A 15,284-nucleotide genomic window follows, 5' to 3' on the forward strand; every position below is an offset into this window, starting at 1 on the left:
AATCTCCGGAAATTTTTCTATGCACAGGAGACTTTTCCGGACACATATTTTTTGTACCGGATTCTAATTTGTACGATGTTCTAATTGCTATTTGAAGATGGAAATTATATAATTAAAATAGTGAAAACAAAATAGAATGAGGAGGGTGAAAATGAATTCGTTTCAATTTATTATGCAGTATGTGAAGAAATTCCGCATTCAGTACATCGTCGGAATTATTACGTTATTTGTCGTAGATTTTGCGAATCTGTTCATTCCGAAAATGACCGGTACGATCACAGACGGCCTGACTGCAAGGACAATGGGGTGGGATGGTGTAAAGTCATGTTTGCTGACGCTGTTTTTGCTCGGACTGACACTGGCAGTCGGCAGATTTTTGTGGCGCTATTTTCTCTTCGGATCGGCAAGAGCGATTGAACGGGAACTGCGAAATGAAATGTTCCGGCATCTGGAAGAGATGAGCGTAGAGTATTACAACGAGCATAAAACAGGAGATCTGATGACACGTTTTACAAGTGATCTGAACGCGGTGCGTATGTCCATCGGGCCGGCGGTTATCTGTGTGTTTGATGCAGTTGTAATGACGATCATGGTTATTTGTCAGATGATGCTTTATGTCGATGTAAAGCTGACACTCATTGCAATCATTCCCATGTTTCTTATCTGTGTCGGGGAAATCTATTACGGAAAAGTGATGCACAGGCGTTTTCGCAAGCGCCAGGAAGCAGTGTCGGATTTGACGGATTTTGTGCAGGAAAGCTTTTCCGGAGTCAGAGTTGTCAAGGCGTTCGTGCAGGAAAAAGCACAGCGGTACGCATTTGCAAAAGAAAATAAAAATACAATGGAGCGCAATCTTGATGTAGTGCGTCTTCAGTCAGTAATCATGCCGCTTCTTGATGTTATCATTGGCCTGTCAACACTGGCTGCACTTTTATACGGTGGTTATCTGGCGCTTGCCGGAGATATTACGCTCGGACGCTTTGTTGCATTTAACCAGTATATTAATATGCTTGTCTGGCCGATGCTTGCCTGCGGAGATGCAATTAACATGTTCTCACAGGGAGCAGCGTCCATTAAGCGTATCCAGGAAGTCCTGGAAGAAAAGCCGGAGATCTTTGACCGTGAGGACGCGGAAGATATTGAGAAAATAAAAGGCGATATCAGATTTTGTGATCTGACATTCATCCACCGCGGACATAGCGAGCCGACACTCAGGCATATTTCTCTTGATGTACCTGCCGGAACAACGCTTGCGGTCATCGGGCGTACCGGAAATGGAAAGTCAACACTTGTGAATCTGCTTCTGCACCTCTACAATACGAAGCCGGGTATGATTTTGATCGATGGGAAAGATATTAATGCTATTTCTTTAAAAACGCTTCGGGAAAATATTGCGTATGTGCCTCAGGATAATTTTCTGTTTTCAGATACGCTGAAATCCAACATTGCATTTGGAGCAGAAGAGGAAGATATGGATGCAATCGTGCGGGCAACGGAATCTGCCTGCATTCACGAAAATATTGTTGCATTTCCGGATGGATATGAAACGATTGTCGGAGAGCGCGGTGTAACACTATCCGGCGGACAAAAACAGCGAAGCTCAATTGCGCGTGCCCTTATGAAAGATGCGCCAATCTTAATTTTGGATGATGCGCTGTCAGCAGTTGATACGAAAACAGAAGAACATATTTTAACAAATCTCAGAAAAAACCGTGCAGGTAAGACAACCATTCTGATCGCACACCGCATTTCGACAATCCAGAACGCGGATATTATTATGGTGCTGGAAGACGGGGAAGCGAAAGAAATCGGAAACCATGCTGAGCTGATGGCGCGGAAGGGGATTTATCATGATATGTTTGAAAAGCAGCAGCTTGAGGCAGCAAAGGGAGGTGAGATCTCATGAAACGTTTATTATCTTATCTGAAACCGCATAAATGGGTCATGATGATCGCGACAATCCTTGTTCTTGGAATTATTGTTGTGGAATTGTACCGTCCGATTATTATTGGCGATGCAATTGATGATTATATTAATGGATATTATCATCCGTATATAGAGGCCGAAAAGACAGATGAAGATGCGGTGTCTTATCACGGTATCTATCTGGAACGATATAATGGAAAACCGAAAAGTGACGGGAAGTATTATCAGATTTTTCTATATCACGACAAATACTATATGGCAGAAGAAATCAATGCAGATGAATGCCGCGAGTTAAAAGAAGGAGAAAATAGCGTGCTGAAGACATATGTGGATGCAGGCGCACCGCTCCTTTTGCACGATGAGCTGACAGAACTTAGGCAAAGTGATTTTCATGGGATTCTTCTTGCGGCAGGCGTTTATCTTCTGATGCTGGCGCTTGGGTTTGTATTAAATGCGGTAGATACATGGATGCTCCAGAAAATGGGACAGAATATTATTTACAAGATGAGAGAAGAAGTATTCGCTCATATTCATAGTTTGTCGCTGAATTTCTTTAATACAACTCCGGTCGGAAAACTTGTCACGCGTGTTTCAAACGATACCGAAGCAATCAACGAGCTGTTTTCGACGATCCTTGTGAAGCTGTTTAAAAATATTGTGAAGATTATCGGCTATGCCGTTGTCATGCTTTCGATTGATGTGCGGATGGCGGGAATCTCATTTCTGCTTTTACCGCTTGTTACGGTGCTTACGTTTGTATTCCGATTTTTGTCAAGAAAGGCATACCAGATTACAAGAAATAAAATTACAGAACTGAATACATTTCTGTCAGAGCATATTTCCGGTATGAAGCTGATCCAGATTTTCGCGAGGGAAGAAGAACGATATCGGAAGTTTGAAAAGAAATCGTATGAGCTGTACCGGGCAAACTGGCGTGAGACGATGACATTTGCTGTATTTCGGCCATCGATCTATCTTGTATCAATCGCGGCAATGGTAATCGTGATTGGAACCGGAAGCAGGTCAGTGCTTGACGGAACACTGTCACTTGGTACATTATTTATTTTCATTACCTATATCAGTTCCTTCTTTGAACCGATACAGGAGCTGGCAGAGCAGTTTGGTACGCTTCAGTCTGCCCTTGCTTCTGCGGAGAAGATTTTTGCAATTCTCGATGAAAAGCCGGAGATTGTGAATCCGCCACAGCCAAAACCAATCGATATCAAGGGAAAGATTGAGTTTCGTCATGTGTGGTTTGCATATGAGAAGGATGATTATATCCTAAAAGATGTAAGCTTCGTGATCGAGCCTGGACAAAAAACGGCATTTGTCGGGGCGACAGGCGCCGGAAAGACATCAATCCTTAATCTGATCGGAAGGTATTTTGATATTCAGAAAGGACAGATTCTTCTGGACGGCGTTGACATTCGGGAGATTGACACAGATGTGCTGAGAGGAGCTATCGGACAGGTGCAGCAGGATGTATTTATTTTTACCGGAGATATTAAGGGAAATATTACGCTGAACAATGACAAGATATCGTTGGAAGAAGTAAAAGCGGCAGCCAGAACAGTAAATGCCGATTCCTTTATCGAAAAACTTCCGGGCGGTTATGATGAACCGGTAACGGAGCGGGGAAGTACCTTTTCAGCCGGACAGCGGCAGCTTTTGTCTTTTGCGAGAACGCTTGCCTATGATCCGAAAATCCTTGTACTGGATGAAGCGACAGCGAATATTGATACGGAAACAGAGAGTTTGATTACAGATGCACTTTCCAGACTGATGAATGGCCGTACAACAATTATGGTTGCACATCGTTTGTCAACGATACAGCACGCAGATCAGATTATTGTTATGCATAAAGGACAGATCCAGGAATCGGGAACACATCAGGAGTTGTTGAAAAAGGGCGGTATGTATAAAAATCTGTATGATCTTCAGATTGTGTAGTATAAAAAGTATATAAAGGACAGTGTGCCAATGCAGATAAGGCGGCAGGGAAAGCATATGATTATGTTATCCCTGCCGTCGATTTTTTTATGCCGGAGTTTCGTCCTCGTATTTGTGTCGGTGTGATTCAATCAGAGCTGCATCGGCAAAATAATTGATCTTCATTGCATCTTTCACTTCATCAAGTGTCTCTGCTGCAATGGCGCGCGCCTGCTCACTTCCTTCTTTTAGTATTTCATAAACGGCAGAAATGTCCTTTTCGTATATTGCCCGTCTTTTGCGGACAGGCTCCAGTTCTTCCTGAAGAATCTCATTGAGAAATTTTTTTAATTTTACATCCCCGAGTCCACCTCTCTGATAGTGTGCCTTTAATTCGTCCAGACAGGCATAATCCGGTAAATATTGTGCGAAATGGCGGTCTTCGCAAAAGGCGTCAAGATAGGTAAATACAGTATTTCCTTCGATATGTCCCGGATCTGAAACCTGGATATGAAGGGGATCGGTAAACATTCCCATAACTTTTTTCCGGATTTCATCAGGCGTATCCGCCAGATAAATACAGTTTCCGAGAGATTTACTCATTTTTGCCGTTCCATCTGTCCCCGGCAGCCGCCGACAGACTTTCTTTTGCGGAAGTAATGCTTCCGGTTCCACTAAAATATCCTTGTAGATAGAATTGAATTTTCGGACGATTTCCCGTGTCTGTTCAATCATCGGAAGCTGATCTTCGCCGACAGGAACTGTTGTTGCTTTAAATGCGGTAATATCTGCAGCCTGGCTGATTGGATAACAGAGAAAGCCTGCCGGAAGATTTGCTTCAAAGTGTTTTGACTGCATCTCTGCTTTGACGGTGGGGTTTCTGTAGAGTCTTGCTGTATTCACCAGATTCATATAATAGAAAGTAAGTTCTGTAAGTTCAGGAATCTGCGACTGGATCAGCAGAGTTGAAATGGACGGATCAAGTCCTACCGACAGATAATCAAGAGCTACCTCGATGATGCTCTGTCGGATCTTTTCCGGATTGTCGAAATTGTCTGTGAGTGCCTGTGCATCTGCAATCATAATCAGGACTTTATCATATTGACCTGAATTTTGCAGTGTTACCCGTCGTTTTAGTGTACTGACATAATGTCCAAGATGCAGTCTGCCGGTTGGTCTGTCTCCCGTTAAAATAATTTTGTTCATTTGAAAGCTCCTTTCACATAATAACTGTTTTGTTCTGCCAAAGAGAAGTCAATCATGAAAAATCATAAAACAGAAAATAAAAAACGCCCCGGACAGAACGATAATTCTGTCAAGGACGAATAAGACAATTTATCCGCGGTGCCACCTTGATTTATGGTATGCCCATACGCTTAGCAGGATACTAACATATCCCCGGCAACTAACGTATGCCAGCACGTTGCAGAATACTCTGTGAGAAAACACATTTGACTGCACCCTCAGCGGTCCATTTGACAACTTGTTTCTTACCTGCATCTCAGCATCACAGGCTCTCTGTAAAGGCATCATTGCCGTTATCTCCGCTTCAACGGTTTGGTTATTGATTTTTCTATACTGTAACACCGGGGGAGAAGGGTGTCAAGAATTATGATTTGCTTAGGGAATATTTCCGCAGTGCATTTGACAGAGTTTCAGAAAAAAATGATGCAAAATCTTTGGAAAATATTTGAAAAAAATGAGATTGACATGGCAAAGGTAACATGCTAGAATAGAATCACTGTAGACATGACAGGATCTGACAAATATTTATAAATATCCAGTTCAAATAGCGAATTGAAAAAATATTAAAAAAGATGTTGACATGAAAACAGCAATGTGATATTATAAATGAGCTGTCGCAAAGACAACAAGGACTTGAAAAAATAAAATAAAAAAGTTCTTGACAAAGCAAATCAGTTATGATAAACTAGATGAGCTGTCAAATGACAGAGAACCTTGAAAACTAAACAATAGACAACAACCCTGAAAATTTCTTTAAAGAGATTTCAGAACGAGTTGGACACAAAAGTCTAACGACCTAAAAACAGTAATTATGGATGAATTAGCTAGCAGTTGATTCGCCAAGAACAAACACTTTTAACGAGAGTTTGATCCTGGCTCAGGATGAACGCTGGCGGCGTGCTTAACACATGCAAGTCGAGCGAAGCGCTATTACGGATTTCTTCGGATTGAAGTGATTGCGACTGAGCGGCGGACGGGTGAGTAACGCGTGGGTAACCTGCCTCATACAGGGGGATAACAGTTAGAAATGACTGCTAATACCGCATAAGCGCACAGTACCGCATGGTACGGTGTGAAAAACTCCGGTGGTATGAGATGGACCCGCGTCTGATTAGGTAGTTGGTGGGGTAACGGCCTACCAAGCCAACGATCAGTAGCCGACCTGAGAGGGCGACCGGCCACATTGGGACTGAGACACGGCCCAAACTCCTACGGGAGGCAGCAGTGGGGAATATTGCACAATGGGGGAAACCCTGATGCAGCGACGCCGCGTGAAGGATGAAGTATTTCGGTATGTAAACTTCTATCAGCAGGGAAGAAAATGACGGTACCTGAGTAAGAAGCCCCGGCTAACTACGTGCCAGCAGCCGCGGTAATACGTAGGGGGCAAGCGTTATCCGGATTTACTGGGTGTAAAGGGAGCGTAGACGGAAGTGCAAGTCTGATGTGAAAACCCGAGGCTCAACCACGGGACTGCATTGGAAACTGTGCTTCTAGAGTGCCGGAGAGGTAAGCGGAATTCCTAGTGTAGCGGTGAAATGCGTAGATATTAGGAGGAACACCAGTGGCGAAGGCGGCTTACTGGACGGTAACTGACGTTGAGGCTCGAAAGCGTGGGGAGCAAACAGGATTAGATACCCTGGTAGTCCACGCCGTAAACGATGACTACTAGGTGTCGGGCAGCAAAGCTGTTCGGTGCCGCAGCTAACGCAATAAGTAGTCCACCTGGGGAGTACGTTCGCAAGAATGAAACTCAAAGGAATTGACGGGGACCCGCACAAGCGGTGGAGCATGTGGTTTAATTCGAAGCAACGCGAAGAACCTTACCTGCTCTTGACATCCCTCTGACCGGCAAGTAATGTTGCCTTTCCTTCGGGACAGAGGAGACAGGTGGTGCATGGTTGTCGTCAGCTCGTGTCGTGAGATGTTGGGTTAAGTCCCGCAACGAGCGCAACCCCTATCTTCAGTAGCCAGCGGTAAGGCCGGGCACTCTGGAGAGACTGCCAGGGATAACCTGGAGGAAGGTGGGGATGACGTCAAATCATCATGCCCCTTATGAGCAGGGCTACACACGTGCTACAATGGCGTAAACAAAGGGAAGCGAAAGGGTGACCTGGAGCAAATCTCAGAAATAACGTCTCAGTTCGGATTGTAGTCTGCAACTCGACTACATGAAGCTGGAATCGCTAGTAATCGCGAATCAGCATGTCGCGGTGAATACGTTCCCGGGTCTTGTACACACCGCCCGTCACACCATGGGAGTCAGTAACGCCCGAAGTCAGTGACCTAACCTTAGGGGAGGAGCTGCCGAAGGCGGGACGGATAACTGGGGTGAAGTCGTAACAAGGTAGCCGTATCGGAAGGTGCGGCTGGATCACCTCCTTTCTAAGGAAGAAGAAGTAAGAGCTGTTGTCTATTGTTGAGTTATTAAGTACTCAATGCTTCTGGTGGCGATGCGCTTAGGGGAGACACCTGTTCCCATCCCGAACACGATGGTTAAGACCTAAGCGGCCGATGGTACTGCACTGGAGACGGTGTGGGAGAGTAGGTGGCCGCCAGATCATAAAAGAATAAACACTCTATGGGGGTATAGCTCAGTTGGGAGAGCGCCTGCCTTGCAAGCAGGAGGTCACGAGTTCGAATCTCGTTATCTCCACTGTGTCGGAAGACACACATAGAATGTACCTTGAAAACCGCATATAAGAAATAAATTGATGAAAATATCAAGACATCCGAGGTAATTGTTATTAAATAATAATTATTCGAAACACTGATTCAAATGAATCAAACCTAATTACCAACGCATGCAACGCTATGCATGTGTAGCTAACGTCCATTCCCGTGGACGAAGGCAAGTTGGTTATGCTAGAAAGAGCGCAGGGTGGATGCCTTGGCACTAAGAGCCGATGAAGGACGTGATAAGCTGCGAAAAGCTTCGGGGAGGAGCAAATATCCAACGATCCGGAGATATCCGAATGGGGAAACCTACTTGAGAAGCCCTCAAGTATCCATACGCCAATCCATAACGTATGGAGGGGAACCCGGTGAACTGAAACATCTAAGTAGCCGGAGGAAGAGAAAGAAACATCGATTTCCAAAGTAGCGGCGAGCGAAATGGAAAGAGCCCAAACCCGGATGCGTGCATCCGGGGGTTAGGACCGCAACAAGTGACTCGTATATTAGGAGAATGGTTTTGGGAAAGCCAGCCAGAGAGGGTGAAAGCCCCGTACCTGAAAATAGAAGAGAGCGAGCGGGATCCAGAGTACCACGAGACACGAGAAACCTTGTGGGAAGGAGCGGGGACCACCCCGTAAGGCTAAATACTACTTAGTGACCGATAGCGCATAGTACTGTGAAGGAAAGGTGAAAAGGACCCCGGGAGGGGAGTGAAAGAGAACCTGAAACCCTGTGTTTACAAGCTGTGGAACCATTATAAAGTGGAACCGCGTACTTTTTGTAGAACGGTCCGGCGAGTTACGTCGGCTGGCGAGGTTAAGGACTTTAGGTCCGGAGCCGAAGGGAAACCAAGTCTTAATAGGGCGCCAAGTCAGCCGGAGTAGACCCGAAACCGGGTGATCTATCCATGTCCAGGTTGAAGTTGCCGTAAAAGGCAATGGAGGACCGAACCCACATCCGTTGAAAAGGGTGGGGATGAGGTGTGGATAGGGGAGAAATTCCAATCGAACCCGGAGATAGCTGGTTCTCCTCGAAATAGCTTTAGGGCTAGCCTCGATAGAGTCACACGGAGGTAGAGCACTGAATTTCCTAGGGGGCGTCAAAGCTTACCGAAGAATATCAAACTCCGAATGCCGTAGTGATGCTTATCGGGAGTCAGACTACACGAGATAAGTTGGGTAGTCGAAAGGGAAAGAGCCCAGACCTGCAGCTAAGGTCCCAAAATGTGTGTTAAGTGGAAAAGGATGTGGGATTTCAAAGACAACCAGGATGTTGGCTTAGAAGCAGCCATACATTAAAAGAGTGCGTAATAGCTCACTGGTCGAGAGGTCCTGCGCCGAAAATGTCCGGGGCTGAAACACACTACCGAAGCTCAGGAATCCAGTAATGGATTGGTAGAGGAGCATTCTTAGGGCGGCGAAGCAGTACCGGAAGGAGCTGTGGAGCGTTAAGAAGAGAGAATGCCGGAATGAGTAGCGAGATGGAGGTGGGAATCCTCCAGGCCGAATATCTAAGGTTTCCAGAGTAAAGCTGATCTGCTCTGGGTAAGTCGGGACCTAAGGCGAGGGCGAAAGCCGTAGTCGATGGACAACAGGTTGAAATTCCTGTACTGCAGTATGACAGAACTGTGGGGACACGTGTGGAGAGCATAAGCCGGGAATGGAAAGACCGGCGCAAGCGGGGTAGGTGTCACATAGGAAAATCCGTGTGATAAGCCGAAGACGTGATGCGGAGTGAACTATAAGTAACGAAGTATGTGAGCCATGCGTCAAGAAAAGCCGCTATTGTTTGTACTGTACCCGTACCGTAAACCGACACAGGTGGATGAGGAGAGAATCCTAAGGCCGACGGGAGAAGCATTGTTAAGGAACTCGGCAAAATGACTCCGTAACTTCGGGAGAAGGAGTGCCATGTAAAAGTGGCCGCAGAGAATTGGCCCAAGCAACTGTTTAGCAAAAACACAGGTCTATGCGAAACCGAAAGGTGAAGTATATGGGCTGACGCCTGCCCGGTGCTGGAAGGTTAAGGGGAGAGGTTAGCGCAAGCGAAGCTTTGAACTTAAGCCCCAGTAAACGGCGGCCGTAACTATAACGGTCCTAAGGTAGCGAAATTCCTTGTCGGGTAAGTTCCGACCCGCACGAAAGGCGTAATGATTTGGGCACTGTCTCAACAATGCACCCGGTGAAATTGAAATACCAGTGAAGATGCTGGTTACCTGCGCCAGGACGGAAAGACCCCATGGAGCTTTACTCCAGCTTGATACTGGGATTCGGTATTGCATGTACAGGATAGGTGGGAGACGGAGAAATGGTAACGCCAGTTGCCATGGAGTCGCTGTTGGGATACCACCCTTGCAGTACTGGATTTCTAACCAGCAGCCGTGACCCGGCTGGGGGACAATGTCAGGTGGGGAGTTTGACTGGGGCGGTCGCCCCCGAAAGGGTATCGGAGGCGCTCAAAGGTTCCCTCAGAATGGTTGGAAACCATTCGAAGAGTGCAAAGGCAGAAGGGAGCTTGACTGTGACACCGACGGGTGGAGCAGGTACGAAAGTAGGACTTAGTGATCCGGTGGTATAAAGTGGGATTGCCATCGCTCAACGGATAAAAGCTACCCTGGGGATAACAGGCTTATCACTCCCAAGAGTTCACATCGACGGAGTGGTTTGGCACCTCGATGTCGGCTCATCGCATCCTGGGGCTGAAGTAGGTCCCAAGGGTTGGGCTGTTCGCCCATTAAAGCGGTACGCGAGCTGGGTTCAGAACGTCGTGAGACAGTTCGGTCCCTATCCGGCGTGGGCGTAGGATATTTGAGAGGAGCTGCCCTTAGTACGAGAGGACCGGGGTGGACTGGCCGCTGGTGTATCTGTTGTATTACCAAATGCATAGCAGAGTAGCCAAGCCGGGACGGGATAAACGCTGAAGGCATCTAAGCGTGAAGCCCCCCTCAAGATGAGATATCCCAACGAAAGTTGTAAGACCCCTTGAAGACGACGAGGTAGATAGGACAGAGGTGGAAGTGTGGTAACACATGTAGCTGACTGTTACTAATCGGTCGAGGGCATAACCAAGTGAGGTAAGGATAGGAAAGTGAACGAAGGATGAGATTTCTTGTATGTGGTTTTGAAGGTACATAAGACCTGGCCCGGTGGCTCAGTTGGTTAGAGCGCCGCCCTGTCACGGCGGAGGTCGTGGGTTCGAGTCCCATCCGGGTCGCTAATTTCATATAGGGGATTGGTCAAATGGTATGACAGGAGTCTCCAAAACTCTTAGCGGGAGTTCGATTCTCTCATCCCCTGTTAAAACCGTCGAGTAGTCGGCGGTTTTTTTGTGCTTAAAATTTAATAGAACACACGACAGAACATATGAAATATGATACAATTAAATACGAAAATATGGATTTTGGGGTATAATGTAGAATCTGAAATGTCAACCGATGCAGGACATTTGAAGCTAAGAAGAAGTAGGTGGTGTTAAGTATGAGGAAAATAACAAAAAGAATAATTGGAATAGCAGTAGGTCTTTTATTATGGGGATTTTTCAGCATCCAAGAGGAGCTTTCGTTTTATGGCATCTACTCCCTCATAAGTTATGGTGTTCATGAGATTTCTTCGTTTATTCCGTTTATCTGCCTTTTTGCAACACTTATTTGGTTGATTATTTTAATCAAACAAATACTTCAGAAAAAGACTACTAGAGAAGATAAATGGTTTGCCTTGCTCCTGGTTGTTTTGCTTGTGTTTCAAGCAAGATATTTTTACACTCAAAAACAAGAACGGTCTGCTATGATGGTAGTAACAATACAAAGTGTCGATGATCGCAATGGCACGATTACAGTTACTAATGCTGACGGAGATAAAAAGTGCGTTATAGTATTGGAAGCGCTAGATCTGTTTCGCAATATGGTTGTAGTAGGAGAACAACAGTATTTAGCTTCGTATGATTACCATATGGATAATCCAAATGAGGGAAAACTGTCTAGGCTTATGATAATTGCGGATTAACAAGAGAAGGTAATCAACAGAGGTTGGTTATCTTTTTTAGTTATGAAAAAATTTCTCAAATTGAAAAGAAATTAGCGGGTGGATAGGTCATAGTAAAAAATACAAATTCTACTCTGGAGGGGTGTGAAAATAGGATGCGTTAGGTTATTATTAAAGTAACAGAAGGGAGGGCGCGTATGGATTTGATAAAAATTGGAAAATATATTGCAGGAAAAAGAAAAGCATTAGGATTGACACAAAAAGAGTTAGCTGAAAAGTTGGGAATGAGTGATAAGTCTGTTTCAAAATGGGAATGTGGAGTTTCCCAAACAAAAGGATATTAAGGAATAATCTGTGTTTACCTGCTTGCGAATAAAAGAATAATGCTAGTTAGAGATACTGCATAAATGTGCTGGTATCTCTTTTTCGTTGGCTTGAAACAACATATTATTTCATTTCTGCTTGATTACTCTAAACTTATCGGGATATGATTTGTCAAGGGCTTGTTGCGTAAGCAATGCTTAGTACCCTTTACAAATTATGGACGGTTAAGTAGCTTTTCAAAAGCAGAAAAAATAGTAATCTTAAGATTTTGAAATATTGTAGCAGGTAGTGGAAAATGGTATAATGTAAATACAGAGAAATATATAAATCGGAATTTGGAGGATAATAAGATGTTAGAATTTAAATATGATACTCAACTTTTAATAGAAGGCGAAAATCTTGACGAAGATAAAATTAGCGAATATTTCACAAACAATTTTAACGGAGATTGTTTGTTAGCAGTTGGAGATGAAGAACTTATAAAAATTCATTTTCATACAAACGAACCATGGAAAGTATTAGAATACTGTTCACAGCTTGGAGAAATTTACGACATTGTTATTGAGGATATGGACAGGCAAGCGAAAGGTTTAAAAGGCTAAATTCCAGGTTGTAGAGGTGATTAGAATGAAAAAACTATATTGCATGAACTGTGGTACTGAAATAAAAGGTGGAATACCTAACGAATGTTCTTGTGGAGCTGAATTTGATTTAGCAGGTACAAAAAACATAAAAAAAATAATTACAAGCATTATATTCTTTGTAATAATAATGTCTCCGCTGATTATTCTTATTCAATTTGGCAGACAATATTTACAATCGTCAATTATTTTATATGCTTTACTCCTGATTCTAGGTATTTTTTGGTGTCGTATCGTACAAACTATTTTAGTTCGTCTTGGGTTAGTAACTATGACGAACATTGAAATTAAATAACAACAATAACATCTTCATAACTCTACTGAGCAGGAAATCTGAAAAGATCTCCTGCTTTTTGTTTAGAAAAGAGTAAAAAACTAATTCTTTCCATAAACACAGGGGTTTTAAGCAATATGAATGAAAATATAAAAGAAATTTACCACTAATTTACTACGAATGAAAGAACCTTGATACGACAAAGAAAACAGCATAAAGAAAAACAAAATTGGCATTTCATACAGGATATGAGATGTCTTTTTTGCTGGTGTGATACAGCATAATTATTCTTTTTTTGCTTGACTATCAATCATTTTTTAGAACATGAATTGTCAAGAGCCTGTTGCGTATCAATGTTTACACTCTTGATAAGTTATGGGATAAAAAATATTCTGACAGATAGCAGAAAAGTAATGACGTGTTTTTTGATGAATGGTATAATACCTGTCTTTCGGAGTTAAGTTAAAAAAGTAGTGCTAAGCCACGGATTAAAACCTATGGCTTAGCATTTTATTTATGTCTTCGTTTCCAAGGAAATAAGAGGTAAGAGGCAATCCTGTCTTGGAGGATAACTCCTTAATGAAAGAGGAACTTCTGGCTAGGTTTATATATTTTCGGTCAGAGATTTTGGCAACTCTAAAATCATGTATAAAATCAAAAATCTCTTCCGTTCCATATTCGTCTTTTAATACATGTATCTGTAAAAGCCTTGTTAATAACACGGCAAGATAACAGATGAGGAAGTGCCCTGTGATGGTTTCTTGTTTCTGCATATAAGCTGGTCTGGCATCAAGCTGAGATTTCATGATACGGAAGGATTCCTCGATCCGCCAGAGGTTGTGGTATGAAGCGTAGATTTCAGAAGCGCTCATATGGATTTCAGAAGTTATAATCATGTTATATCCTGCCAGTTTCTTTGCGTTTTCTATTGCCTTTTCATTTATCTCGACCTTGACTTTTCCAGCCGTTTTTGTCCCTTTCTTATCAGTAGAAATAAAGGTAACATACTTGGAACTGTCTCCGTATTCCGATTTCTTTGCTTCACATGCCCTGAGATTTTTTGCTTTTTCTACCTGTCGGTTAATTTCATATTTTTGTTTTTCGGCAAGCTTCGGGTTAAATGTCACAATACGCTTTTCTGTAAGCTTCAGCGTTTTCCGGTGTCCGGCGTTATCCGTATAGGAATAAGAAAAATCATCCACACACTCTTTGATACGGTAAAGGACTTCGCCTTTTTTAGTTTTAACATCTACATAATCATTTTCAAGAAGTACCCATGTTTTTTCTGTTTCGGGAAGCGTTTTTACAGATTTTGAGAAAATATATCCGTCTCCTGCTTTCAGGGCATGAAGGATGTTGTTGAAGCAGTTCAGTCCTTTATCTGCCACTTGGATCGTCCTGCCGGATATGTGGCTTCGCTGCTTTAATTCATCTATGATTTCCCGTATTACAGGTTTTTCGCTTTCATTTCCCGGATACATCTTCATGCCGATTGGGATCTGGTTTGCATCAAGAAGAAGTCCCATACCAACAATCGGTTCCTTTTTATTTTCTTTTGAAGGACCTTTTAATCTGAAATGATCCTCTTTATCAATCTCGAAATAGAAGTTCGTGCAGTCGAAATAGGAGTGAGAAGTATCAAATGGATATTTCAAAGCTACTTGATGGTTGAAAATCTCAATCACCTTTTCGTATTCAGAACCAATGTATTCAAGGCCGGAATAAATCTGGTCGAGGGAGAAAGCATGTGTTCCAAACAGTTTGGGAATCACCTCCCAATACGTTTTCAGCTTTGAACAGGGATGCACCACTCTTGCATAAATAAGATCTGACATCATATCAAAAATATTGAATCGGAAATGTGTTGCTGTCTGCATAAGATCAATATATTTTTTACATCCCAGAGAATCGTTGAGATTCTTTAAAGGGAAGTAGCCAAGGAGTTTTTCCGGAGATTCTTCTGATATCTTCCGTTCTTTTTCAGTCTGTTTTTTCTTTTTATATTCCTGATTGAGTTTTTGTACCTCTTCACCGAAAACAGCAATCGGATCTTCAATGCCGTTTGCCTGAAGTTCGTGGACATAGCCAATCGGTTTATAAGAACGATGTGCGCCACCTTTACGCTCCGGATCGTAATAGCTTTCATAGATTTGAAGATAAATCCCTTTTTTGTTTTTTGTTTTCTTTAAAAAATACGCCATAAAATCACCCTCTTATATTATAACACTATAGCACTATATATTCAATTATCAAAAAAGTTTTTTGTCAAGTTTTTAAAAAACAAAAAAA

General features: G+C 43.2%; 8 protein-coding genes, 3 tRNA genes and 3 rRNA genes. 12 read left to right on the top strand and 2 right to left on the bottom strand.

Features of this window, described 5'->3' with window-relative positions:
- Positions 1-151: 151 nt before the first annotated feature.
- Both KFE17_15345 and KFE17_15350 read left to right on the top strand, forming a co-directional pair.
- Positions 152-1,906 carry an ABC transporter ATP-binding protein gene (locus KFE17_15345; GenBank protein ID QUO32148.1) on the top strand — a complete coding sequence of 585 codons (1,755 nt, stop codon included), beginning with the start codon at positions 152-154 and terminating at the stop codon, positions 1,904-1,906.
- Positions 1,903-3,876, top strand: a complete 1,974-nt coding sequence (locus KFE17_15350; GenBank protein ID QUO32149.1) for an ABC transporter ATP-binding protein — start codon at positions 1,903-1,905, stop codon at positions 3,874-3,876. Before KFE17_15345 ends, KFE17_15350 begins: the two co-directional genes overlap by 4 nt.
- Positions 3,877-3,963: 87 nt before the next feature.
- Here the strand turns inward: KFE17_15350 and trpS are convergent, their stop codons facing one another.
- Positions 3,964-5,061, bottom strand: coding sequence for a tryptophan--tRNA ligase (trpS, locus tag KFE17_15355; GenBank protein QUO32150.1), 1,098 nt, complete (start codon positions 5,059-5,061; stop codon positions 3,964-3,966).
- An 893-nt stretch (positions 5,062-5,954) separates the two neighbouring features.
- Here trpS and KFE17_15360 point away from each other — a divergent pair.
- From KFE17_15360 to KFE17_15405, 10 genes are all read left to right on the top strand, one after another.
- Positions 5,955-7,485 (top strand): 16S ribosomal RNA (locus KFE17_15360).
- A 58-nt stretch (positions 7,486-7,543) separates the two neighbouring features.
- A 5S ribosomal RNA gene (gene rrf / locus KFE17_15365) occupies positions 7,544-7,661 on the top strand.
- 22 nt (positions 7,662-7,683) lie between these two features.
- Positions 7,684-7,756: transfer RNA gene (locus tag KFE17_15370), tRNA-Ala, on the top strand.
- A 202-nt stretch (positions 7,757-7,958) separates the two neighbouring features.
- Positions 7,959-10,844 (top strand): 23S ribosomal RNA (locus KFE17_15375).
- The 16S, 23S and 5S rRNA genes sit together here with 3 tRNA genes alongside, the layout of an rRNA operon.
- A gap of 71 nt (positions 10,845-10,915) precedes the next feature.
- A tRNA-Asp gene (locus KFE17_15380) sits at positions 10,916-10,989 on the top strand.
- Between the two features lie 12 nt (positions 10,990-11,001).
- A tRNA-Trp gene (locus tag KFE17_15385) sits at positions 11,002-11,072 on the top strand.
- A gap of 180 nt (positions 11,073-11,252) precedes the next feature.
- Positions 11,253-11,777 carry a hypothetical protein gene (locus KFE17_15390; GenBank protein ID QUO32151.1) on the top strand — a complete coding sequence of 175 codons (525 nt, stop codon included), beginning with the start codon at positions 11,253-11,255 and terminating at the stop codon, positions 11,775-11,777.
- A 176-nt stretch (positions 11,778-11,953) separates the two neighbouring features.
- Positions 11,954-12,100, top strand: coding sequence for a helix-turn-helix domain-containing protein (locus KFE17_15395; GenBank protein QUO32152.1), 147 nt, complete (start codon positions 11,954-11,956; stop codon positions 12,098-12,100).
- A 330-nt stretch (positions 12,101-12,430) separates the two neighbouring features.
- On the top strand, positions 12,431-12,682 hold the full coding sequence (locus tag KFE17_15400) for a kinase to dihydroxyacetone kinase (protein QUO32153.1): 252 nt from the start codon (positions 12,431-12,433) through the stop codon (positions 12,680-12,682).
- Between the two features lie 25 nt (positions 12,683-12,707).
- On the top strand, positions 12,708-13,016 hold the full coding sequence (locus KFE17_15405; protein QUO32154.1) for a hypothetical protein: 309 nt from the start codon (positions 12,708-12,710) through the stop codon (positions 13,014-13,016).
- 467 nt (positions 13,017-13,483) lie between these two features.
- Here KFE17_15405 and KFE17_15410 read toward each other — a convergent pair whose 3' ends face one another.
- Positions 13,484-15,196, bottom strand: coding sequence for an IS1634 family transposase (locus tag KFE17_15410; protein ID QUO32155.1), 1,713 nt, complete (start codon positions 15,194-15,196; stop codon positions 13,484-13,486).
- Between the last annotated feature and the right edge of the window lie 88 nt (positions 15,197-15,284).

The organism is Faecalicatena sp. Marseille-Q4148 (assembly GCA_018228665.1).
Taxonomy (GTDB): Bacteria; Bacillota; Clostridia; order Lachnospirales; family Lachnospiraceae; genus UBA9414.

Bases quoted from the DNA above. Each gene is read 5' to 3' on its own strand.
- KFE17_15345 (QUO32148.1), top strand. From the start codon at position 152: ATGAATTCGTTTCAATTTATTATGCAGTATGTGAAGAAATTCCGCATT.
- KFE17_15350 (QUO32149.1), top strand. From the start codon at position 1,903: ATGAAACGTTTATTATCTTATCTGAAACCGCATAAATGGGTCATGATG.
- trpS (QUO32150.1), bottom strand. From the start codon at position 5,061: ATGAACAAAATTATTTTAACGGGAGACAGACCAACCGGCAGACTGCAT.
- KFE17_15390 (QUO32151.1), top strand. From the start codon at position 11,253: ATGAGGAAAATAACAAAAAGAATAATTGGAATAGCAGTAGGTCTTTTA.
- KFE17_15395 (QUO32152.1), top strand. From the start codon at position 11,954: ATGGATTTGATAAAAATTGGAAAATATATTGCAGGAAAAAGAAAAGCA.
- KFE17_15400 (QUO32153.1), top strand. From the start codon at position 12,431: ATGTTAGAATTTAAATATGATACTCAACTTTTAATAGAAGGCGAAAAT.
- KFE17_15405 (QUO32154.1), top strand. From the start codon at position 12,708: ATGAAAAAACTATATTGCATGAACTGTGGTACTGAAATAAAAGGTGGA.
- KFE17_15410 (QUO32155.1), bottom strand. From the start codon at position 15,196: ATGGCGTATTTTTTAAAGAAAACAAAAAACAAAAAAGGGATTTATCTT.